Source organism: Paraburkholderia sp. J67 (assembly GCF_905220265.1).
GTDB lineage: Bacteria > Pseudomonadota > Gammaproteobacteria > Burkholderiales > Burkholderiaceae > Paraburkholderia.
Window position 1 is genome coordinate 56,706 of record NZ_CAJMZK010000041.1, and the last position, 20,954, is coordinate 77,659.

Annotated in this window: 18 protein-coding genes; 9 read left to right on the forward strand and 9 right to left on the reverse strand. The window is 64.5% G+C overall.

Annotated features, from left to right (window positions below; translation table 11 throughout):
* Positions 1–40: 40 nt before the first annotated feature.
* The 5 genes from U5782_RS38880 to U5782_RS38900 all read right to left on the reverse strand — a co-directional run bounded on the left by U5782_RS38880 (position 41) and on the right by U5782_RS38900 (position 6,938).
* A complete protein-coding gene (locus tag U5782_RS38880) occupies positions 41–1,042 on the reverse strand; it encodes an LLM class flavin-dependent oxidoreductase (RefSeq protein WP_322049170.1) in 1,002 nt (333 codons plus the stop codon).
* Positions 1,043–1,121: 79 nt separating this feature from the next.
* A complete protein-coding gene (coaBC, locus tag U5782_RS38885) occupies positions 1,122–2,351 on the reverse strand; it encodes a bifunctional phosphopantothenoylcysteine decarboxylase/phosphopantothenate--cysteine ligase CoaBC (protein ID WP_322049171.1) in 1,230 nt (409 codons plus the stop codon).
* Between the two features lie 41 nt (positions 2,352–2,392).
* Positions 2,393–2,926, reverse strand: coding sequence for a signal peptidase II (lspA, locus tag U5782_RS38890; RefSeq protein WP_322049172.1), 534 nt, complete (start codon positions 2,924–2,926; stop codon positions 2,393–2,395).
* A complete protein-coding gene (gene ileS, locus U5782_RS38895; protein WP_322049173.1) occupies positions 2,926–5,772 on the reverse strand; it encodes an isoleucine--tRNA ligase in 2,847 nt (948 codons plus the stop codon). Before ileS ends, lspA begins: the two co-directional genes overlap by 1 nt.
* Before the next feature lie 170 nt (positions 5,773–5,942).
* Positions 5,943–6,938 carry a bifunctional riboflavin kinase/FAD synthetase gene (locus tag U5782_RS38900; RefSeq protein WP_322049174.1) on the reverse strand — a complete coding sequence of 332 codons (996 nt, stop codon included), beginning with the start codon at positions 6,936–6,938 and terminating at the stop codon, positions 5,943–5,945.
* 188 nt (positions 6,939–7,126) lie between these two features.
* On the opposite strand from U5782_RS38900, the gene purN reads away from it, so the two are divergent.
* The 6 genes from purN to nadC all read left to right on the forward strand — a co-directional run bounded on the left by purN (position 7,127) and on the right by nadC (position 14,561).
* The gene (gene purN / locus U5782_RS38905) at positions 7,127–7,801 is read left to right on the forward strand and encodes a phosphoribosylglycinamide formyltransferase (RefSeq protein ID WP_322049175.1); all 675 of its coding nucleotides are present in this window, start codon (positions 7,127–7,129) and stop codon (positions 7,799–7,801) included.
* A complete protein-coding gene (locus U5782_RS38910; RefSeq protein ID WP_322049176.1) occupies positions 7,798–9,183 on the forward strand; it encodes an RsmB/NOP family class I SAM-dependent RNA methyltransferase in 1,386 nt (461 codons plus the stop codon). The genes purN and U5782_RS38910 overlap by 4 nt, the downstream gene beginning before the upstream one ends.
* Before the next feature lie 205 nt (positions 9,184–9,388).
* On the forward strand, positions 9,389–10,750 hold the full coding sequence (locus U5782_RS38915; RefSeq protein WP_322049187.1) for a mechanosensitive ion channel family protein: 1,362 nt from the start codon (positions 9,389–9,391) through the stop codon (positions 10,748–10,750).
* A gap of 262 nt (positions 10,751–11,012) precedes the next feature.
* Entirely contained in the window at positions 11,013–12,209 is a 1,197-nt protein-coding gene (locus U5782_RS38920; protein WP_322049177.1) for an acyl-CoA desaturase, read from the forward strand.
* A 321-nt stretch (positions 12,210–12,530) separates the two neighbouring features.
* Entirely contained in the window at positions 12,531–13,661 is a 1,131-nt protein-coding gene (gene nadA / locus U5782_RS38925) for a quinolinate synthase NadA (protein WP_322049178.1), read from the forward strand.
* Positions 13,662–14,561 (forward strand): carboxylating nicotinate-nucleotide diphosphorylase, encoded by a 900-nt coding sequence (gene nadC, locus U5782_RS38930; protein WP_322049179.1) that lies wholly within the window; start codon positions 13,662–13,664, stop codon positions 14,559–14,561. It begins immediately after the preceding gene.
* 81 nt (positions 14,562–14,642) lie between these two features.
* On the opposite strand, the gene nadB is transcribed toward nadC, so the two are convergent.
* From nadB to radC, 4 genes are all read right to left on the reverse strand, one after another.
* Positions 14,643–16,244 carry an L-aspartate oxidase gene (nadB, locus tag U5782_RS38935; protein ID WP_322049180.1) on the reverse strand — a complete coding sequence of 534 codons (1,602 nt, stop codon included), beginning with the start codon at positions 16,242–16,244 and terminating at the stop codon, positions 14,643–14,645.
* A 290-nt stretch (positions 16,245–16,534) separates the two neighbouring features.
* A complete protein-coding gene (gene rpmG, locus U5782_RS38940; protein ID WP_027817504.1) occupies positions 16,535–16,702 on the reverse strand; it encodes a 50S ribosomal protein L33 in 168 nt (55 codons plus the stop codon).
* Positions 16,703–16,712: 10 nt separating this feature from the next.
* Positions 16,713–16,946 carry a 50S ribosomal protein L28 gene (rpmB, locus tag U5782_RS38945; protein ID WP_027817503.1) on the reverse strand — a complete coding sequence of 78 codons (234 nt, stop codon included), beginning with the start codon at positions 16,944–16,946 and terminating at the stop codon, positions 16,713–16,715.
* Between the two features lie 351 nt (positions 16,947–17,297).
* The gene (radC, locus tag U5782_RS38950) at positions 17,298–18,113 is read right to left on the reverse strand and encodes a RadC family protein (protein ID WP_322049181.1); all 816 of its coding nucleotides are present in this window, start codon (positions 18,111–18,113) and stop codon (positions 17,298–17,300) included.
* 173 nt (positions 18,114–18,286) lie between these two features.
* Here radC and U5782_RS38955 point away from each other — a divergent pair, with 173 nt between their 5' ends.
* The 3 genes from U5782_RS38955 (at position 18,287) to U5782_RS38965 (ending at position 20,707) form a co-directional block, all read left to right on the forward strand.
* A complete protein-coding gene (locus U5782_RS38955) occupies positions 18,287–18,742 on the forward strand; it encodes a peptidylprolyl isomerase (RefSeq protein ID WP_322049182.1) in 456 nt (151 codons plus the stop codon).
* Between the two features lie 9 nt (positions 18,743–18,751).
* Positions 18,752–19,711 carry a 4-hydroxy-3-methylbut-2-enyl diphosphate reductase gene (gene ispH, locus U5782_RS38960; protein WP_322049183.1) on the forward strand — a complete coding sequence of 320 codons (960 nt, stop codon included), beginning with the start codon at positions 18,752–18,754 and terminating at the stop codon, positions 19,709–19,711.
* Between the two features lie 567 nt (positions 19,712–20,278).
* Positions 20,279–20,707 carry a hypothetical protein gene (locus U5782_RS38965; RefSeq protein WP_322049184.1) on the forward strand — a complete coding sequence of 143 codons (429 nt, stop codon included), beginning with the start codon at positions 20,279–20,281 and terminating at the stop codon, positions 20,705–20,707.
* Positions 20,708–20,954 lie beyond the last annotated feature (247 nt).

Sequence of the window (20,954 nt, forward strand, 5' to 3'; positions counted from 1 at the left end):
GAATCGGATGGAAGCGGATTGAGTTCGGGTTCGAGACAGTCTAGCGAGCCAGCTCGAACGCCTCGGCGAGCAATTCATAGGAGCGCAGGCGCGCCTTGTAGCTGCCCGCGACGGTGAGCACGACGAGTTCGTCGGCGCGAAAACGCTCCTGCAACGCGAGCAGGCGCTGCGTGACGCTCTCGGGCGTGCCGATGATGCTGCGTGGCTTTTCGCGGTCGATCACGAGCTGTTCGCGCTCGCCGTATTCCTGCGCCCGGCCTTGTTCGAGGCTCGGAATCGGCGCGTTCAGGCCATAGGCCATCTGCACGCGGCGCAGATCGACGGCTTTTTCCAGATCGGCGGCTTCGGCTTCGGTGTCGGCGCAGATCACGAACACGGCGCAGGCCAGATAAGGCATCGCCTCGTGACCGGCCTGGAAGCGATCGCGATAGGCATTCGCCACCAGATGCCCGAAGTGCGCGTTGATGAAATGCGCGAACGAGAAGCGCAAGCCCAGTTGCGCCGCCAGATCGCCGCCGAAGTCGCTGGAGCCGAGCACCCAGAGCTGCGGACGCGTGGCGATCTGCGGTTGCAGCACGACGCCTTGCGCGAGGTGGTCGGCGCCGAGCGTGCCGTCCATCAGACCGACGAGATCCTGCACCTGCTGCGCGAACTGGTCGCCGCGGTTGTAGGCGCCCGCGGCTACGGCCTGGGCGGTGCGCATGTCGCCGCCCGGCGCGCGGCCCACGCCCAGATCGACGCGGCCGGGAAACAGCGCTTCGAGCATCATGAACTGCTCGGCGACCTTGAACGGGCTGTAGTAGGGCAGCATGATGCCGCCCGAGCCGATACGGATGCGCTTCGTCACGCTGCCCAGGCGTGCGAGCATGACTTCGGGGCAGGGGTTGCACACGCCCAGCAGGCCGTGGTGTTCGGCGCACCAGTAGCGGGTGTAGCCGAGGTCGTCGGCGAGCTGTGCGAGTTCGATCGTGGCGGCGATGGCGTCCGCCGCGCTGTGCCCGGCGATCACGGGCGACTGGTCCAGTACGGAAAGCAGTGTCATGGCAGTCGTGCTCCTTCACTACGTTCGCGAGCCGCGCAGCCGGCGCAACGACGCGCCGGCGCGGACTTCACCGCATGCGTCAAGACAGGATGCCCGTGTCCGGCAGACGTTTCGCGATCTCGGCGATCAGCGTCTGCGCGAGCGCCAGCTTGGCTGCGCGCGGCAGCGGCGTGCGGCCGCCGGCTTCGAACAGTACGACCTCGTTGTCGTCCTGGCCAAAGGTCTGCGGGCCCAGGTTGCCAATCAGCAGCGGCACTTTCTTGCGCGCGCGTTTTTCTTCGCCGTGCACGTCCAGATTGTCGCTCTCGGCCGCAAATCCGACACAGTAGGGCGGGTTCGGCAGCGCCGCGACCGAGGCGAGAATGTCGGGGTTCTCGACGAAGTTGAAGCTCGGCATGCGCTGCTCCGCCGTCTTCTTGATCTTGTGCTCCGCGACATGATCGACGCGCCAGTCGGCCACCGCTGCCACGCCGATGAAAACATCGGCGTCGGGCACGCCGCGCATGACGGCGTCGTACATCTGCTGCGCGGTCTGCACGTTCTCGCGGGTCACGCCCCACGGCGTCTCCAGCGCGACCGGCCCGGCCACCAGATGTACCTCGGCGCCGGCCTGCTGCGCCGCGCGCGCGAGCGCGAAGCCCATCTTGCCGCTCGAACGGTTGGTGATGCCGCGCACGGGATCGAGCGGCTCGAAAGTCGGCCCGGCGGTGATCAGCAGCTTGCGCCCGGCGAGCACCTTGGGCGTGAAGAACGCGACGATCGCTTCATAAACGGCTTCCGGCTCCAGCATGCGCCCGTCACCGATCTCGCCGCAAGCCTGCGGGCCGGAATCGGGACCGAGCGTTTCGATGCCGTCCGCGCGAATCTGCGCGACATTGCGCTGGGTGGCCGGGTTTTGCCACATCTGCCGGTTCATGGCCGGCACCACCAGCAGCGGACAGTCGCGCGCGACGCACAGCGTGGAGAGCAGGTCGTCGGCGAAACCGTTGGCGAGCTTGGCGATGAAGTCGGTCGAGGCGGGCGCGATGACGATGGCGTCCGCTTCGCGCGACAGGTCGATGTGCGCCATGTTGTTGGGCACGCGGGCGTCCCACTGGCTCGTGTAGACGGGGCGGCCCGACAGCGCCTGCATCGTCACCGGCGTGATGAATTGCGTGGCCGCCTCGGTCATCACGACCTGCACGGTCGCACCGGCCTTGGTCAACAGACGCGTGAGCTCGGCGATCTTGTAGCAGGCGATGCCGCCCGACATGCCGAGCACGAGATGGCGGCCGGCCAGCTCGCCCGGGTTGGCTGCGGAAGTGTTCAAGGCAGGGTTCTCCAGTGACGAGACGCGAGGCCGCCGCAGGTTCAGCGCGAGCCGCGCACGCGGCGCAGTTCGTCGAACACCAGCAACACGGCGCCGACGGTGATCGCGCTATCCGCGACATTGAACGCGGGCCAGTGCGACGCGCCCAGGTGGAAGTCGAGGAAGTCGATCACATGGCCGTACATCAGGCGGTCGATCACGTTGCCGAGCGCACCGCCGAGTATCAGCGCGAGCGCCGTGCAGAACAGGCGCTGCCCCGCGTGGCGCTTGAGCAGATAGCTGATCACCAGCGCCGCCACGACGCCGAGCGCCGTGAAGGCCCAGCGCTGCCAGCCGCCCGCCGCGGCGAGGAAGCTGAACGCCGCGCCCTTGTTGTAGACCAGCACGAGGTTGAAGAACGGCGTGATCACGCGGCCTTCGCCGTAGGCGAAGACCTTGGAGATGGCGATCTTCGTGAGCTGGTCGGCGAGGATCACGATCACCGCGATGCCGAGCCACGGCACGAGCGTGCCCTTGGCGCCGTTCGTACCGTTGGCGCCGTTGGGCTTGACCTGCTTCGACAGGGACTTGGCCATTACGCGGCGCTCCGGTTTTCGCCGTTACCGAACAGATTGACCACGCAGCGGCCGCACAGGCCCGGATGCTCGGCGTTCGCGCCCACGTCCTCGCGGTAGTGCCAGCAGCGCTCGCACTTGAGGTACTTCGACGTGACCACTTCGACGCCTTCGTCGGCTTCGCTCTCCACCTTCACGACTTCCGCCGCCGAGGTGATCAGCACGAACTTGAGGTCGTCGCCGAGACTTTGCAGCGCGTCGTAGCGCGCGCCGCTCGCGAGGATGCGCACTTCGGCTTGCAGCGACGAACCGATCTGGTTCGCCACGCGCGCCTCTTCGAGCGCCTTCGTCACGTTGCCGCGCACTTCGCGCAGCAGCGTCCACTTGGCGATCAGCTCAGCGGCGCCGTCGACATCCGGGAACGCGTGGAACGTCTCGGTGAAGATGGTTTCGCTTTGCGGCTGGAACACCTTCCACGCTTCTTCGGCCGTGAACGAGAGGAATGGCGCGAGGATGCGCAGCAGGCTGTGCGTGATGTGGTGCAGCGCGGTTTGCGCGCCACGACGGGCGGCCGAATCCGGCGCGCTCGTGTAGAGGCGGTCCTTCAGCACGTCCAGATAGAAGCCGCCGAGGTCTTCCGAGCAGAACGTTTGCAGCTTCGCCACGACCGGGTGGAACTCGTAGCGGTCGTAGTGCGAGAGCACGTCGTTTTGCAGCGTGTGCGTGAGCGCGACGGCGTAGCGGTCGATTTCGAGCCACTGGTCGGCGGGCAGCGCGTGCTTCTCGAAGTCGAAGTCCGACAGGTTCGAGAGCAGGAAGCGCAGCGTATTGCGGATACGGCGATAGCCTTCCGTCACGCGCTTGAGAATTTCTTCCGAGATCGCCAGTTCGCCCGAGTAGTCGGTCGACGCGATCCACAGACGGATGATTTCCGCGCCCAGACGATTCGCGACTTCATGCGGATCGACGCCGTTGCCAAGCGACTTCGACATCTTGCGGCCTTCGCCGTCGACGGTGAAGCCGTGCGTGAGCAGGGCGTTGTAGGGCGGGCGGCCATCGAGCATCGAAGCCGTGAGCAGCGACGAGTGGAACCAGCCGCGGTGCTGGTCCGAGCCTTCCAGGTAGAGGTCGGCCGGGAATTGCAGGTCGTCCTTGTGCGAGCCGCGCAGCACGTGCCAGTGCGTCGTGCCCGAGTCGAACCACACGTCGAGCGTGTCGCGATTCTTTTCGTACAGGTTCGCGTCGTCGCCGAGCAGTTCGCGCGGGTCGAGCGTCTGCCACGCTTCGATGCCTTCCTTTTCCACGCGTTGCGCGACTTCTTCGAGCAGTTCCAGCGTGCGCGGATGCAGTTCGCCGGTTTCCTTGTGCACGAAGAACGCCATCGGCACGCCCCATTGGCGTTGGCGCGAGAGCGTCCAGTCCGGGCGGTTGGCGATCATCGAGAACAGGCGCTGCTTGCCCCACGACGGGTAGAACGCGGTGGCTTCGATGCCTTCGAGCGCGGTCTCGCGCAGCGTCTTGCCGCCGTCCTTCGGCGTCACGTCCATGCCCGCGAACCATTGCGAGGTCGCGCGGTAGATGATGGGCGTCTTGTGGCGCCAGCAGTGCATGTAGCTGTGCAGGTACTTTTCGCTGCGCAGGAGCGAGCCGGCGGCGTCGAGCGCGTCGACGATCTTCGGATTCGCTTCCCAGATCGTCAGGCCGCCGAAGAGGGGCAGCGATTCGACGTAGCGGCCATCGCCCATCACCGGGCTGATGATGTCCGAGTCCGCCATGTTGTGCGCCTTGCACGACACGAAGTCTTCCACGCCGTAGGCGGGCGCCGAGTGCACGATGCCCGTGCCGGTGTCGGTCGTCACGTAGTCGCCGAGGTAGATCGGCGAGGTGCGCTTGTAGCCCGGGTGCGCCGAGGCGAGCGGGTGGTTGAAGCGCAGCAGCGAGAGCTTTTCGCCCTTCGTCGTGGCAATGACCGTACCCTCGAGACCGAAGTCCTTCAGGCAGGCCTCGACGCGCTCGGTCGCGAAAATCAGCAGGCCGCGCGGCGTATCGACGAGCGCGTACTCGATTTCCGGATGCACGTTGAGCGCCTGGTTCGACGGGATCGTCCAGGGCGTCGTGGTCCAGATCACGATGCCGCCTTCCTCGCGCGGCAGCGCGGGCAGGCCGAAGGCCGCCGCCGTTTCAGCCGGCTGCGCGAACGTGAACAGCACGTCGATGGTCGGATCGGTCTTGTCCTTGTACTCGACTTCGGCTTCCGCCAGTGCCGAGCCGCAGTCGAAGCACCAGTTCACCGGCTTGAGGCCGCGGAACACATAGCCCTTCTCGATGATCTTCGCGAGTGCGCGGATTTCGCCCGCCTCGTTCGCGAAGTTCATGGTCTTGTACGGGTTGTCCCAGTCGCCCAGCACGCCCAGACGCTTGAAGCCCACCTTTTGCGTTTCGATCTGGCCGGCCGCGTACTCGCGCGCCTTCTTCATCACTTCCTGGGCGGGCAGCGACTTGCCGAACTGCTTTTCGATCTGGATTTCGATCGGCATGCCGTGGCAGTCCCAGCCCGGAACATAGACCGCGTCGTAGCCCGCGAGATTGCGCGCCTTGACGATCATGTCCTTCAGGATCTTGTTCACCGCGTGGCCGAGGTGGATGTCGCCGTTCGCATACGGCGGGCCATCGTGCAGGATGAACTTCTTGCGGCCCTTCGAAGCGGCGCGGATCTTCTTGTAGAGCCCTTGCTCTTCCCACTCCTTGACCCATTGCGGCTCGCGCTTGGGCAGATCGCCACGCATCGGGAACGGGGTGTCGAGCAGGTTGACGGGGTACTTCGATTCGGACTTCGCTTTGCCGGAGGATGCTTTCTTGTCGCTCATGGTGAGATCACGGTGAATTCGGGGATGCACGGCGTCAGCATTGCGGCAAAGCCGCGCAACCGTCGCCTCGGGGGCCTTTCGCGACAGTTGCCGCGTGGCGCCAAGGGGCGGGGCGGTCCGCTCGGGCGTCGGGCTGGCGTGAAGCCGGCACGACGCTCGCGGACCGCAGGTCACCTAATTCGGTCGGTGGCCGAGGTGGCGAAACCGCTGGAACGGCCGCCGGGTACGTCTATGCCCGCGGCGGCGAACCACGCACGGGCGTTCTTCACGTCGCGCGCGATGGCGGCGGTGAGCGTTTCGAGATCGGCGAACTTTTCCTCGTCACGCAGCTTCTTGAGGAATTCGACGCGCACGAGCTTGCCATAGGCGTCGCCGTGCCAGTCGAGCAGATGCACTTCGAGCAGCACGCGGCCGGAATCGTCCACCGTCGGGCGCAAGCCGAGGCTGGCGACGCCGGGCAGCGGATGGTCGGCGATGCCATGCACCTGCACGACGAAAATGCCCTTGAGCGCCGGACGCTTGTGGCCGATCGGCAGGTTCAGCGTGGGGAAGCCCAGATCGCGGCCGAGCTTCAGGCCGTGCGTGACGTGCCCGCTAATCTCGTAGCCACGGCCGAGCGAGGCGCGCGCCGCGTCGAGATCGCCCGCCGCGAGCTGCGCGCGCACGGCGGAACTGGAGATGCGTACACCCGACGGATCGGCGACGGTCGCCATCTGCTCGACCTCGAAGCCATGCTGGGCGCCCGCGACCTGCAGCGAGGCGAAATCGCCCGCGCGCTTCGCGCCATAGCGGAAGTCGTCGCCGATCATCATCCAGCGCGCGTGCAGGCCGCCCACGATGATGCGCTCGACGAAATCGTCCGGCGACTGGCTCGCGAAGGTGTGGTTGAAATGCTCGACCACTACGCGGTCCACGCCGTTCTCGCGCAGCGCTTCGAGCTTGTCGCGCAGCATGGCGATGCGCGGCGGGGCGCTCGCGGGGTTGAAGAACTCGCGCGGATGCGGCTCGAAGGTCATCACGCAGACGGGCAGGCCGCGCGCGTCGGCGGCTTCGCGCACGCGCGCGAGCAACGCCTGATGCCCGCGGTGGACACCGTCGAAGTTGCCGATGGTGAGCGCGCAGGGCGCACGGCTTTCGGCATTGGGAAGACCGCGGAAGACTCTCACGATAACGGGACCTGGATAACGGGACCTGAGCGGACGCCGGCCGGGCGCCCTGGCTATGACGGAATCAGACCGAATAAGACCGGTTGGGCGGCGGTTGGGCCGCGACGAAACAGAAGATTATAAACGCACGGGACGCCGATCGCCGCCGCCCGAGCGTTGGGTGTGCCGCCCAATGATAAAATCCGCGGATGAAAAATCTCGTCATCCTGATTTCGGGGCGGGGCAGCAACATGGAAGCCATCGTGCGCGCCTGCGCGCAGGAGGCCTGGGGCGCGCGTATCGCCGCCGTGATTGCCAACCGCCCGGATGCCGCGGGGCTTGCCTTCGCGGCCTCACACGGCATTGCCACGGCGGTCGTCGATCACCGCCAGTATCCTGATCGCGCCAGCTTCGACACGGCGCTCGCGCAGACCATCGACGGTTATGCGCCCGACCTCGTCGTGCTCGCCGGCTTCATGCGCGTGCTGACCGAGGGCTTCGTCCAGCATTATTCGGGCCGGATGCTCAATATCCACCCGTCGCTGCTGCCGAGCTTTCCGGGCCTCAAGACGCACCAGCAGGCGCTCGACGCGGGTTGCCGCGTGCACGGCGCCACGGTGCATTTTGTCACGCCCACGCTCGACCATGGTCCGATTGTCGCGCAATCGGCCGTGCCGGTGCGCGCGGGCGACGATGCCGCAGCGCTCGCTGCGCGCGTGCTGAAGACCGAACATGTGATGTATCCGCGTGCAGTGCGCTGGTTCGTCGAAGGGCGCCTCGCGCTCGACGGCGACCAGGTGACGCTCACGCCACCCGAGCCGCAATGGCTCTTCCTTGACGACGCAAACGAAGCACAAGCACACACCGCCGGGGAGGGCGTATGAGGCTGCATGGTTTTCTGATTGGACAGACTGAGACACTACTCGCCGATGTCCTGAAATTTACGGGTCCCGCCGACGCGATCACGAGCCGTTTCTTCCGCGAACACCCGAAGCTCGGCCACGCCGAGCGCGGGGTGATCGCCGAAGCCGTGTTCGCCGTGCTGCGCCGGCGCATGGAATTCGCGCATCTGGCCGAAAGTGGCTCGGGCAACACGACGCGCCGCCTCACGCTGCTCGGCCTGATGGCCACGGCGGGCCGCGCGGCGATCCGCCCGTTTGTCTCCGACACCGAAGCGAACTGGCTCGAACAGGTCGCGAAGATCGACCCGGCGAGCCTGCCGCAGCGCGTGAAGCTCAATTTGCCGGACTGGATCGTCAAGGCGCTGGAAACGCGCTTCGACGCTGCTGAGCTGGCGCAACTGGCCGCCGCGCTGAACTATCCGGCGCCGCTGGACCTGCGCGCCAACCCGATCAAGGCGAACCGCGACGAACTGGTGCGCGCACTGAGCGATGCGGGTATCGAAGGGGCGGAGACGCCGTTCGCGCCGTTTGGCGTGCGCGTGACGGGCAAGCCGGCGCTCTCGAAGCTCGACGCTTTCAAGAACGGCCTCTTCGAAGTGCAGGACGAAGGCAGCCAGTTGCTCTGCTCGCTCGTGGCGCCGCGCCGTGGCGAGATGGTGGTGGACTTCTGCGCGGGTGCGGGCGGCAAGACGCTCGCGCTGGGCGCGATGATGCGCTCCTCGGGTCGTTTGTATGCGTTCGACGTGTCGGAAAAGCGTCTGGCCAAGCTCAAGCCGCGCCTTGCGCGCAGCGGCCTGTCGAACGTGAATCCGGTGCTGATCGACAGCGAACACGACGCCAAGATCAAGCGTCTGATCGGCAAGATCGACCGCGTGCTGGTCGACGCACCGTGCTCGGGTCTGGGTACCCTGCGTCGCAACCCCGACCTCAAGTGGCGTCAATCGCCGGAATCGGTCGCGGAACTGGCGCCCAAGCAATTGTCGATTCTCACCAGCGCGGCACGTCTGCTCAAGCGCGGCGGCCGTCTGGTCTACGCGACCTGCAGCATTCTCGAAGCCGAGAACGAAGCGGTGGTGAAGCAGTTCCTCGACACGCATCCGGACTACGCGCTGGTGAGTGCGCGCGAAGTCCTGGCGGACCAGCGCGTGGGTCTCGACACGGGCGACTATCTGTCGATGTGGCCGCACCGCCACGCCACGGACGGCTTCTTCGCAGCCGTGCTGGAGCGTCGCAGCGAGCCGAAGACGAAGAAGGCCAAGGCCGAAGCGACGCCTGAAGAGGCGGCGGCGCAGAGCGAAACCGCCGACGCGATCGCCAAAGCCCAGCAGCCCGAGGCCGCCGAGCCGGACGCCGCGCTGGAATAACGCTGTAGTAGGCGTCGCGTCGCTGGCCAGAAGTCCTGGTCAGCGCGCCTCGCGAAAAGCGCTTGCAGGCGCGCGGGGCCGTCCGGTGCAGACCGGGCGGCCCCGCGTCGCTTGGGCTAGCGGTTTCGCTTGAAGCCGCTCTCGAACCCGCTTGATCCGGGCTTGATCCGATTCACCCGATTTACCTGACGCGAAAGCGCTCATGATGGAAAACCGTTTGCTCTCTCACATGCTGGGTGGCGTGATCCGCGACTTCGGCCAGCCGGTCATGATCTGGCAGTCCGGCGTGCTGATCGGCGCGCTGCTGCTCGCCTGGCTGCTCGCGCGCCTGTTGCGCCATGCGCTCGAAGCGCGCCGCCAGGATCGCTACGAGGCGCTGCGATTCGGCGCCGAAAGCCTGACCCGTGCGCTGTTTCCGCTGATCGGCGCGGGCTGCGTCTGGGGCGCGCGCGAAATCGCCAGCAACTTCATCCACACTTCGCTGCTGAATCTGGCCCTCGTGCCGCTGTTCGGCATCGGGCTCATTTACATCGCGTTCTTCTTCGCGCGGCGCGTGTTCGGCCGCGACGGCCAGACGCACGCGTGGCTCTCGATCGTCGAGAAGATCGTTTCGTTGATTGTCTGGCTCGGCATGCTGTTCACCGTGCTCGGCATTCAGGACGACGTACTCGAATGGATGGAGAGCGTGCGATTCCGTATCGGCACGGCGCATGTGAGCCTGCTCTCGCTCTCCAACGGCGTGCTGTGGGTCTGCGTGACCATGGTCGTGGCGGTCTGGGCGGGCGCAGCCCTCGAAGACCGGCTGATGCGCGCGACCACCATCGACGCCAACCTGCGCGTCGTGCTCGCCCGCGTGGGCCGCGCGCTGCTGGTGTTCGCGGCGATTTTGTTCAGCCTCTCGATCGTGGGCATCGACATCACGGTGCTCGGCGTGTTCGGCGGGGCGCTGGGCGTGGGGCTGGGTTTCGGCTTGCAGAAGATCGCGAGCAACTATGTGTCGGGCTTCATCATCCTGATCGACCGCTCGTTGCGTCTGGGCGACACCATCAACGTGAGCGGCCTCGCGGGCAAGGTCACGCAGATCCGCACGCGTTATACGGTGGTGCGCGGGCTGGACGGCGTGGAAACGCTGATTCCGAACGAAAAGCTGATCACCGATGTGGTGCAGAACCAGTCGTCCTATCTGACGCGCGGCTACGCCAAGGCGGCGGTCCAGGTCGCCTACGACACCAATATCGAAGAGGCGATGGCGCTGCTCGCGCGCGCGGCCGAAGGGGTGGAGCGGGTCTTGAACGATCCGGCCCCGACCCCATATCTGGCAGGGTTCGGCGCCGACGGCATCAATCTGGAACTGGGTTTCTGGATCGCCGATGCCGCCAACGGGACGTCGAGTGTGCGCTCAGCGGTGAATCTGAATATCTGGCGCCTTTATAACGAGCACGGCATTTCGATTCCGTTCGCGCAGCGCGAGGTCCGGATCATCGGGCAGGGGCTGCCGGCGGCTTTCGGCGCGGGCGCGCCAGTTGCCGAACCCGGCGAGGCAAGCAGGGCGGCCCCGGCGCGCTGATTCCGCTTCGAAAGAGCGGGAAAGGGTCGAAAGACTTGGGAGGCTGTCGAGCTGCGGATTGGGTGCGGCAAAGCGCCTCCAAGGGCGAAATTTCGGTCTCCAGATGTTGACGTCAGCGTCATTAAAGAAAAAAATCTTCATTTGTTACAAACACTTGGAACGGTTCTAGTAGAATGCCGTCCAACCTCTCTCGGTCGCTTTCACTTTTCTGACAACGGCGTAAGGCCCTCAGGCCGCGCGCTTCGTTTCACGGGTACGAACCTTGTTGAATTCCCTGCTTGATTTTCTCGCCCACGGGGTGCTGCATTTCTCGTGGTGGCAGATCCTGCTCAGCGTGGCTGTCGCGACGCACATCACGATCGTCGGCGTGACGGTGTATCTGCACCGCTGCCAGGCGCACCGTGCGCTGGAACTGCATCCGATCGCCAGCCACTTCTTCCGTTTCTGGCTGTGGATGACCACAGGCATGCTTACGGGCCAGTGGGCGGCAATCCACCGCAAGCACCACGCGAAGTGCGAGACCGAAGAAGATCCGCACAGCCCGCAAACGCGCGGTCTGTGGAAGGTGCTGCTCGAAGGCGCGGAGCTGTATCGCGCCGAAGCGAAGAACGAAGAAACGCTGCGCCGCTTCAGCCACGGCACGCCTAACGACTGGATGGAGCGCAACGTCTACACGCGTTTCCCGATCCTCGGCGTGAGCATCATGATGGTGATCGACGTCGCGCTGTTTGGCGTGGTCGGCCTGAGCGTGTGGGCCGTGCAGATGGCATGGATCCCGTTCTGGGCGGCAGGTGTCGTCAACGGTCTGGGCCACTTCTGGGGCTACCGCAACTTCAACTCGTCGGACGCCAGCACGAACCTGTTCCCGCTCGGCATCATCATTGGCGGTGAAGAACTGCACAACAACCACCACACCTTCGCGACTTCCGCAAAGCTGTCGAACAAGTGGTACGAGTTCGACATCGGCTGGATGTACATCCGCATCATGTCGGCGGTCGGCCTCGCCAAGGTCAAGAAGGTTGCGCCTACGCCGCGTCTGGCCAAGGGCAAGCTCGTGGCCGACCACGAAACGCTTCAGGCCGTGTTGTCGAATCGCTACGAAGTGATGGCGACTTACGCGAAGGCTGTGAAGCAGGCGTATCGCCAGGAACTGGCGCACCTGAAGGAAGTGGGCGAGCGCGAGAAGTACAAGCTCATGCGCAGCGCGAGCAAGTGGGTCGCGAAGGAAGAAGCCAGCCTGAACGAGCCGCAAAAGCGCCAACTGCCGGAGATTTCCGCCAATAGCCAGAAGATGCGCACGTTCATCGAGCTGCGCAACGAACTCGCGACGATCTGGGACCGTTCGAGCGCCTCGCGCGAACAACTGCTCACGCAACTCCAGGACTGGTGCCACCGCGCCGAACAAAGCGGCATCAAGGCGCTTCAGGAGTTCGCGTCGCGTCTGCGTCGTTATGCCTGATTGACGCAATGGCGCTGTCAAGCCCTGCGTGACCTGAGGAAAATCCTTTAGAATTCAGGTACGTCACAAAACCCCGCGTTGGCGGGGTTTTTCTTTTTGGGCCGCGGAAAAGCAGGTGTGCCGCAGCGATCGGACGGACTGTAAGGACGTTTCATGGGGTCGGAGTCAGCTGTTGAAGAGGCGACTCGGGTCCACGGCAACGAGTGCATGGGACCAGAGTAAGCCACTGAAGTGGCAACTCTGGTCGACCGCAATGAATGCATGGGACCAGAGTAAGCCGCTGAAGCGGCAACTCTGGTCGACAGATGGTGGAAGGAGATCATGAGTCAGGCGATTAAAGCGGTCGAGTACGACCGTCCGCAGGGCGCGGTGTGCAGCGTCGGACAAGCGTGGGCCAAGGTGCCCGATGCCCCCTCGATGGCTGAGCGCGTTGCATTGAAGGAGCGCATCCGCGCATTGCTCAAGCGCGAGAAGGCCGTACTGGTCGCGCACTATTACGTCGACCCGGAACTGCAGGAACTGGCCGACGAAACCGGCGGCTGCGTGGCCGACTCGCTCGAAATGGCGCGCTTTGGCCGCGATCACGAGGCGCAGACGCTCGTCGTGGCGGGCGTGCGCTTCATGGGCGAGACCGCGAAGATCCTGAGCCCGAACAAGCGCATCCTGATGCCGGATCTCGACGCGACCTGCTCGCTCGACCTCGGCTGCCCCGCCGATGAGTTCTCGGCTTTCTGCGACCAGCATCCCGATCGCACCGTGGTGGTCTATGCCAACACCAGCGCCGCCGTGAAGGCGCGCGCGGACTGGATGGTCACGTCGTCGATCGGCCTCGAAATCGTCGCCGATCTGCACGCGAAGGGCGAAAAGATCCTGTGGGCACCGGATCGCCATCTGGGCAGCTACATCCAGAAGAAGACGGGCGCCGACATGCTGCTGTGGCAAGGCTCCTGTCTCGTTCACGACGAGTTCAAGGGCGTCGAACTCGACCTGCTGCGCGCCGAATATCCCGATGCCAAGGTGCTCGTGCACCCCGAATCGCCCGAGGGCGTGGTTGCGCTGGCGGACGTGGTCGGTTCGACCACGCAGCTCATCGACGCGGCCGTGAAGCTCGACGCGCAGCGTTTCATCGTCGCGACCGATCTCGGCATCCTGCACAAGATGCGTCTCGCGGCGCCGGGCAAGACCTTCATCGAGGCGCCGACGGCCGGCAACAGCGCGACCTGCAAGAGCTGCGCGCATTGCCCTTGGATGGCCATGAACGGCCTCACGAATCTCGTCGACGTGCTGGAGCGCGGCCACAACGAAATCTTCGTCGATGCGGCCATCGGCGAGCGCGCGCGCCTGCCGATCGACCGCATGCTGGCCTTCGCGGCCGAGCACAAGCGCCGCGTGCAGGCGAGCGGCGATCTCGCGCGCGACACCGCGTTGTTCTCACAAGTGGGGGCGGCGTAAATGGGCGCGCTGGAATTGCTGGCTGTGGACGCGGTCTCGACCGTGTTGCCCGAAGTGCGCGCGCAATACGGCGTGGCGTTCGATGAAGCGATCGCGCGCAATGTCGCCGATGCGCTCGCGGAAGACGTCGGCGCGGGCGACCAGACCGGCCGCCTCGTGCCCGCCGATGAAGTGCGCGACGCGCGCATCATCGTGCGCGAGGACGCGGTGCTGTGTGGCGTGCTCTGGTTCGACGGCGTCGTCAAACAGGTCGACGAGCGCATCGAGGTGCGCTGGCACTATCGCGAAGGCGATTGCATGACGGCGGACACGCCGGTCTGCTCGCTGCGCGGCCCGGCGCGCTCGCTGCTCACGGCCGAGCGCAACGCCATGAATTTCCTGCAACTGCTGTCGGGCGTGGCGAGCGTGACGCGCCGCTATGTCGACGCTATCGCGCACACCAACACGCGTATTCTCGACACCCGCAAGACGCTGCCGGGCCTGCGCCTCGCGCAGAAGTACGCGGTGCGCGTGGGTGGTGGTGCAAACCAGCGCCTCGCGCTCTACGACGGCATTCTGATCAAGGAAAACCACATCGCAGCGGCAGGCGGCGTGGGCGCGGCGATGGATGCGGCGCTCGCACTCAACGCGGGCGTGCCGATCCAGATCGAAGTCGAAACGCTCGACCAGCTCGACACGGCGCTCGCGCACGGCGCGAAGTCGGTGCTGCTCGACAACTTCTCGTTCGAGATGATGCGCGAGGCGGTCAAGCGTACGGCGGGACGCGCGGTGCTCGAAGTCTCGGGCGGCGTGAATTTCGATACCGTGCGCACGATTGCGGAAACGGGCGTGGACCGCGTGTCCATCGGCGCGCTGACGAAGGACGTGCGCGCGACCGATTACTCGATGCGGATCATTTGAACGCACCGTTCAGAACGCGCTGATGTGAAAAAGGCCGTCTCGCGAGAGACGGCCTTTTTGTTGGTGCGATCAACCGCAGATTCAGGCAAGCGTACGGTTGCGCACGCGTTCCGGCGACAGCACGCTCGGCAATGCCTTGGGCAGCGAGTTCGGCCAGTCGCGGCTGTAGTGCAGGCCGCGGCTCTCGCGGCGCGAGCGCGCGCTTTCGACGATCAGCGACGCCACTTCGACGAGATTGCGCAGTTCCAGCAGATCACGCGTCACACGGAAGTTCGCGTAGTACTCCTGGATTTCGTCGCGCAGCAGGGCGATGCGGTGCTGCGCGCGTTCCAGGCGCTTGTCCGTGCGCACGATGCCCACGTAATTCCACATCAGGCGGCGCAACTCGTCCCAGTTGTGAGCGACCACGACTTCCTCGTCCGAATCGGAGACACGGCTTTCGTCCCAGTCGGGCAGCGGCGCGTGAGCGGCGGCTTCGAAGCCCTCGGCCTCGATGGCCTCGGCGGCCGAGCGGCCGATCACGAGGCACTCGAGCAGCGAGTTGCTCGCAAGGCGGTTCGCGCCGTGCAGACCCGTGTACGAGGTTTCGCCGACCGCATAGAGGCCCGCGAGATCAGTGCGGCCCGCCAGATCGGTGACGACGCCGCCGCAGGTGTAGTGCGCCGCGGGCACGACCGGAATCGGCTCCTTCGTCATATCGATGCCGAACTCGCGGCAACGCGCGAGGACGGTCGGGAAGTGCTCTTCCAGGAAAGCGGCCGGCTGGTGGCTGATGTCGAGATGCACGCAGTCGATGCCGTGCTTCTTGATCTCGAAGTCGATGGCGCGCGCGACGATATCGCGCGGTGCCAGTTCGGCGCGCGCATCGTGATCGGGCATGAAGCGCGTGCCGTCGGGCAGACGCAGCAAGCCGCCTTCGCCGCGCACGGCTTCGGTGATCAGAAACGACTTGGCGTGCGGGTGGAACAGGCAGGTGGGATGGAACTGGATGAACTCCATGTTCGCCACGCGGCAGCCTGCGCGCCATGCCATGGCGATGCCGTCACCCGTGGCCGTGTCGGGGTTCGTCGTGTAGAGATAGACCTTGCCCGCGCCGCCGGTGGCCAGCACCGTATGCGGAGCCTGGATCGTCACCGTGCGGTCGTTGCGCAGGTCGAGTGCATAGAGGCCGTGGCAACGGCGGCCGGGCAGGCCGAGGCGATCGGAAGTGATAACGTCGATCGCCTGGTGATCTTCGAGGATCGTGATGTTCGGATGCTGGCGCGCGCGCTCGAGCAGGGTCTGCACGACCGCATGACCGGTGGCGTCGGCGGCGTGGATGATGCGGCGGTGGCTGTGGCCGCCTTCGCGCGTGAGATGGAAACCCAGCTCGGCGGCGGCGTCCTTCGTGAACGGCACGTCCTGATTGATCAGCCATTCGATGGCGGCGCGGCCGTGCTCGACGATATAGCGGGTCGCGCTTTCGTCGCAGAGGCCGCCGCCTGCGACGAGGGTGTCGTCGACGTGGTTTTCCACGCTATCGGCCGAATCGAGCACCGCGGCGATGCCGCCTTGCGCGCGATCGCTCGCGCCTTCGGTCATCGCGCGCTTGGCGATCACCACCACGCGGCGCGTGTCGGCGAGGTTCAGGGCGACGCTCAATCCCGCCAGCCCGCTGCCGACGATCGCTACATCGAAATTCATGGTCCTGCTTCTCCGTCTCTCTTGTTCTGCGCTGTCCGCTGTCATGCTCGTGCCCACTTTGCGTGATAGGCGCGCCGGCGGCGGGTGAAGCGGCAAGCATACTCCGAGTGGGGAGCGTACGAAAAGCCGCACTTGTCGCGGGAAGGGGAAAACGTGCGCAAAAGACTGTTACGTGCGCCGGGAGAGGAGGAGGGTGGGTGCATTGCCCGTTGAAAAGCGGACCGGAAAAGAAAAAGCCCCGCCAAAAGGCGGGGCTTTTCCTGTCTTCGTCAGGCTCGAAACCCGATCAATTACTTGATCTTGGTTTCCTTGTACTCGACGTGCTTACGAACAACCGGGTCGAACTTCTTGATCGACATTTTTTCCGGCATGTTGCGCTTGTTCTTCGTGGTCGTGTAGAAGTGACCCGTGCCTGCGGTCGACTCGAGCTTGATCTTGTCGCGAATACCCTTGGCCATGATTTACTCCTTAGATTTCGCCGCGTGCGCGCAGGTCTGCGAGCACGGAATCGATGCCGTTCTTGTCGATCAGGCGCAGGCCTGCGTTCGAGATGCGCAGACGCACCCAACGGTTTTCGCTTTCAACCCAGAACCGGCGGTTTTGCAGGTTCGGGAGGAAACGGCGCTTGGTTTTGTTGTTTGCGTGGGAAACGTTGTTGCCGCTCATCGGCGCTTTCCCAGTGACTTGGCAGACGCGTGCCATAAGTACACTCCTACGGAATTTCTGAGTTCGAGAGCCGCTTGACTTAAGTTTCCCAGGCGAGAAATGGCCGGAATAAGAGCGCGCTCACGTATGGATGAGAGACAACCTCGAACCCAGGCCGTATTTCCTCTGGAAGACCGCGAAGGGCTTCAGAACAGGGTTGGAAATAGGCAAACCGTGAGTCTAGCAGAAAAAGGCCAGGAAAATCAAACACGATTTGCCGATTATGTGGAGTCGACGCATGCGCGACGATGTGGTTCCGCGCGCGGCGCAAGGCGCGTTAAAAAGGGTGCGAGCTGATCGCGCTGGATTATTGCCAGATATCGTCGCCGCGCAAATGTCTCCCGGTCATCAATCCAGCCCGTGCCGCGCGAACGAAAACGTCTCCTGCGTACCGATCACCAGGTGGTCGACGAGTTGTACGTCCACGAGCGCCAGCGTTTCGCGCAGGACTCGTGTGAGACGGCGGTCGCTCGCGCTCGGCTGAACCGCGCCGGACGGGTGATTGTGCGCCACGATCAGATGCGCGGCATTGAGCATCAGCGCGCGCCGCACGATTTCACGAGGGTAGACCGCCATGCGCGTGAGCGTGCCGCGCGTACTCTCCTCGGTGCGGATCAGGCGGTGCCGGATATCCAGAAAGAGGCAGATGAACACTTCGTAGGTGCGCCCGCCGATCAATAAGCGCAAATAATCCTCTACCGCGCCGGGCGAATCGATCAGTGGCTTTTCCTCGATCTGTTCGGCGAGCGCGCGCCGCGCGAGTTCCAGCACGGCCACGAGCGTCGAGGCCTTGGCCGGGCCGATACCGCGCAGGCCCTCGAATTCCTCGCGCTGAGCGTCAAGCATGGCGCGTAGCGATCCGAAGTGCTTGAGCAGCGAACTTGCGACGTCGAACACGTCATGCCCCGGCACGCCGGAGCCGAGCAGCAGTGCGACCAGTTCGAGATCGGAGAGCGCGCCGGGGCCGGCTTCGCGCAAGCGCTCGCGCGGCATGGCGCGGCGGCGCGGCACACTGCGCCCGGGTGCAGCGGTGATGGAGAGTGCGGTGTCCGTCGCGCAGTCGTTGGCCAGTGCGACGGCGGACAAGCCCGCAAGGGAGGGGGCGGGCGCCGAGCCTAAGGCGTCGCCGCGCCAAAGCGGCTTGTCACAGACGATTTCAAACATTCAACCTCCTCGTTACCGGTAGTGGGCGCCATGCGCGCGGCATCCGCCGAACACCTATGTGGCTTACAATACGGGTTTTCCGACCGCTGCAAGGCAAGGCGGCCGGGCCGGCCCCTTGGGGCGCTTGGGGCGCGCACGCGCGGCGGGCGCGTCCAGACGAAAATGAGTACCGCATGAGCATCATCGACATCTCCGAGGTGAAACCCGGTTCCCACGTCACGCTGCACTACCGGCTTTCGCTCGCCGATGGCACCGAGATCGTCAACACCTTTGTCGACCGGCCCGCCACGCTGCTGCTGGGCGCTGGCCAGCTCGCGCCGCCGCTGGAAGACATTCTGCGGGGTCTGAAGGTGGGGCACCACTCCACCTTTCAGCTAGAACCGGGCGTGGCCTTCGGTCAGCGCAACCCCGATCTGATCCAGCGCATCTCGCTCAAGACCCTGCGCGACAACGCCGTGATCGGTGAGAGCTTCCGTCCCGGCGACCTGATCGAATTCAACGCGCCCAATGGCGACCGTTACGCCGGCGTGCTCAAGGAAGTCAACGAGACCTCCGCCCTGTTCGATTTCAATCACCCGCTCGCCGGCCAGGCGGTTGCGTTCGAAGTGCAAATCATCGGAATCCTGTAAAGAAAGCCCATGACCACGGACACGTCCTTTCTCGCCAACGCCGAAATTCTGCTAGCCCAGCCGCGCGGTTTCTGCGCCGGCGTCGACCGCGCGATCGAGATCGTCGAGCGGGCCATCCAGATCCACGGTGCGCCGATCTACGTGCGCCACGAAATCGTCCATAACGCGTATGTCGTCGAAGACCTGCGCAAGAAAGGGGCGATCTTCATCGAGCAGCTCGACGAAGTGCCGGCCGGCAACACCGTGATCTTCAGTGCGCACGGTGTTTCCAAGGCGGTGCGCGCCGACGCCGAAGCGCGTGGCCTGCGCGTCTACGACGCGACTTGCCCGCTCGTGACCAAGGTGCACGTCGAAGTCGCGAAGATGCGCGACGAGGGTCTCGACATCGTCATGATCGGCCACAAGGGCCACCCCGAAGTCGAAGGCACGATGGGCCAGGTCGGCGAGGGCATGTATCTCGTCGAAGATATCGCCGACGTCGAGGCGCTCAAGCTGCGCGATCCGAAGCGCGTGGCCTTCGTCACCCAGACCACGCTCTCCGTGGACGACGCGGCCGAGATCATCACCGCGCTCAAGACGCGTTTTCCGGAGATTCGCGAGCCGAAGAAGCAGGACATCTGCTACGCCACGCAAAATCGCCAGGATGCCGTCAAGTTCATGGCGCCGCAATGCGACGTCGTGATCGTGGTGGGTAGCCCGAACAGCTCGAACTCGAACCGCCTGCGTGAAGTCGCCGAAAAGCGCGGTATCCCCGCGTATATGGTGGATGCACCCGATCAGATCGATCCGCGCTGGCTCGAGGGCAAGCGTCGCATCGGCCTGACCGCAGGCGCGTCGGCGCCCGAGGCGCTCGCGCAGCAAATCATCCAGCGACTGAACGAGCTGGGCGTGCGCAACGTGCGCGCGCTCGACGGTATCGAGGAAAACATCGCCTTCCCGCTGCCACGCGGTCTCGGGCAGGCAGCCTGAGCGACCACTAGCTTTCGGCTTGATCCAAAGCGCGCCCCTGGCGCGCTTTTTTCTTTTCGCGAGCCGGAAAACTCAGGACGCCAGATCGCCATTAAAAGGGTCGCATCAAGAGAAACGTGAGGTAAACCGCGTTGCTACACCCTCTTCGTATCAGTGTTTTCGCTATAGGGCAGGGTCGATTTTCATGGTATGACCCCGTTTTTATGACGTTCTGAGTCCTCAGTATTTCACCCGCACCAAATCGGTGCGATCACTCAATACCCATTTAAATGCGCGCCGTCACGCACGCGATGCCCGTCCCATAAGGCGCAGCGCCGGACGCTCGCAACACTTGATGCGAATCGCGTCGATATTTGGTGCAACTGATGCACGAAAATACGGCGCAACCATGGGTGCAACTCCTGTCGGCTTCTTCTTTCATCGGGTGGTTGCAATGCAGGAAAACCCTGTCGGCTCAACAATATTGCCGGTCGCATAATTGGAGTTACAATGCGCGCGTTCTGAGGGCCGGACGTCTACGCGAGGCCCACCAGACAAGCATTTCGGAAGGCGCAGGAGACCTGTCTAATGCAATTCGAGTTTGCTCTTGCCGCGTCTTCGGCGGCTGCGGTTGCGCCACGCCACGCGTGGTTCTCCCGTAGTGCCGCAACAGGCATGAATACGACATCGAAGACCGTTGCGCTCCCGGAGGGAACCGATATGCATTCCGGAAACGACGATGAGAACGGCCGTGAGCGTCTTGGGGAAGGGCGCTCGAGCCACTTGTGCCTGAAGCAGGTGCATGCTGCTGAGCCGACCGGAATGGCCATCGCCTCCGTCGTCATGAAAACTGGCACGTATGTTGCATACAGCAACAGCGCCGCGAAACCCGCAGAAGCGGATTTCGTAACGGACCCAAAAGTCGGAGCCAATGCTGCCGTAAAAGGAAGCGCGGCTCAGACCAATGATCTGTCTGCCGGTGTCATGGCGCATGGCGCGCGCGTGACAGGTAGTTGAACCCGACGGCACCGAACCATCCGACGGTGCCGTTTTTGCATCCGCCTCTGGCGAGCCTGCCGCTGCAACACAGCGACAACGCGAACCAGATGTGGCCAACCGTTACCGGTCTTTTACTTCAGTACCCGAGAGTGTCGTTGCGGTTCCGTAAAACATCGCCCACCGGCCGATGACGAGCGCGAATCCGGTCGCACGGGCAAAGGAGCATTAAATGGATATTTTCATCCAGCAGATCCTGAATGGGCTG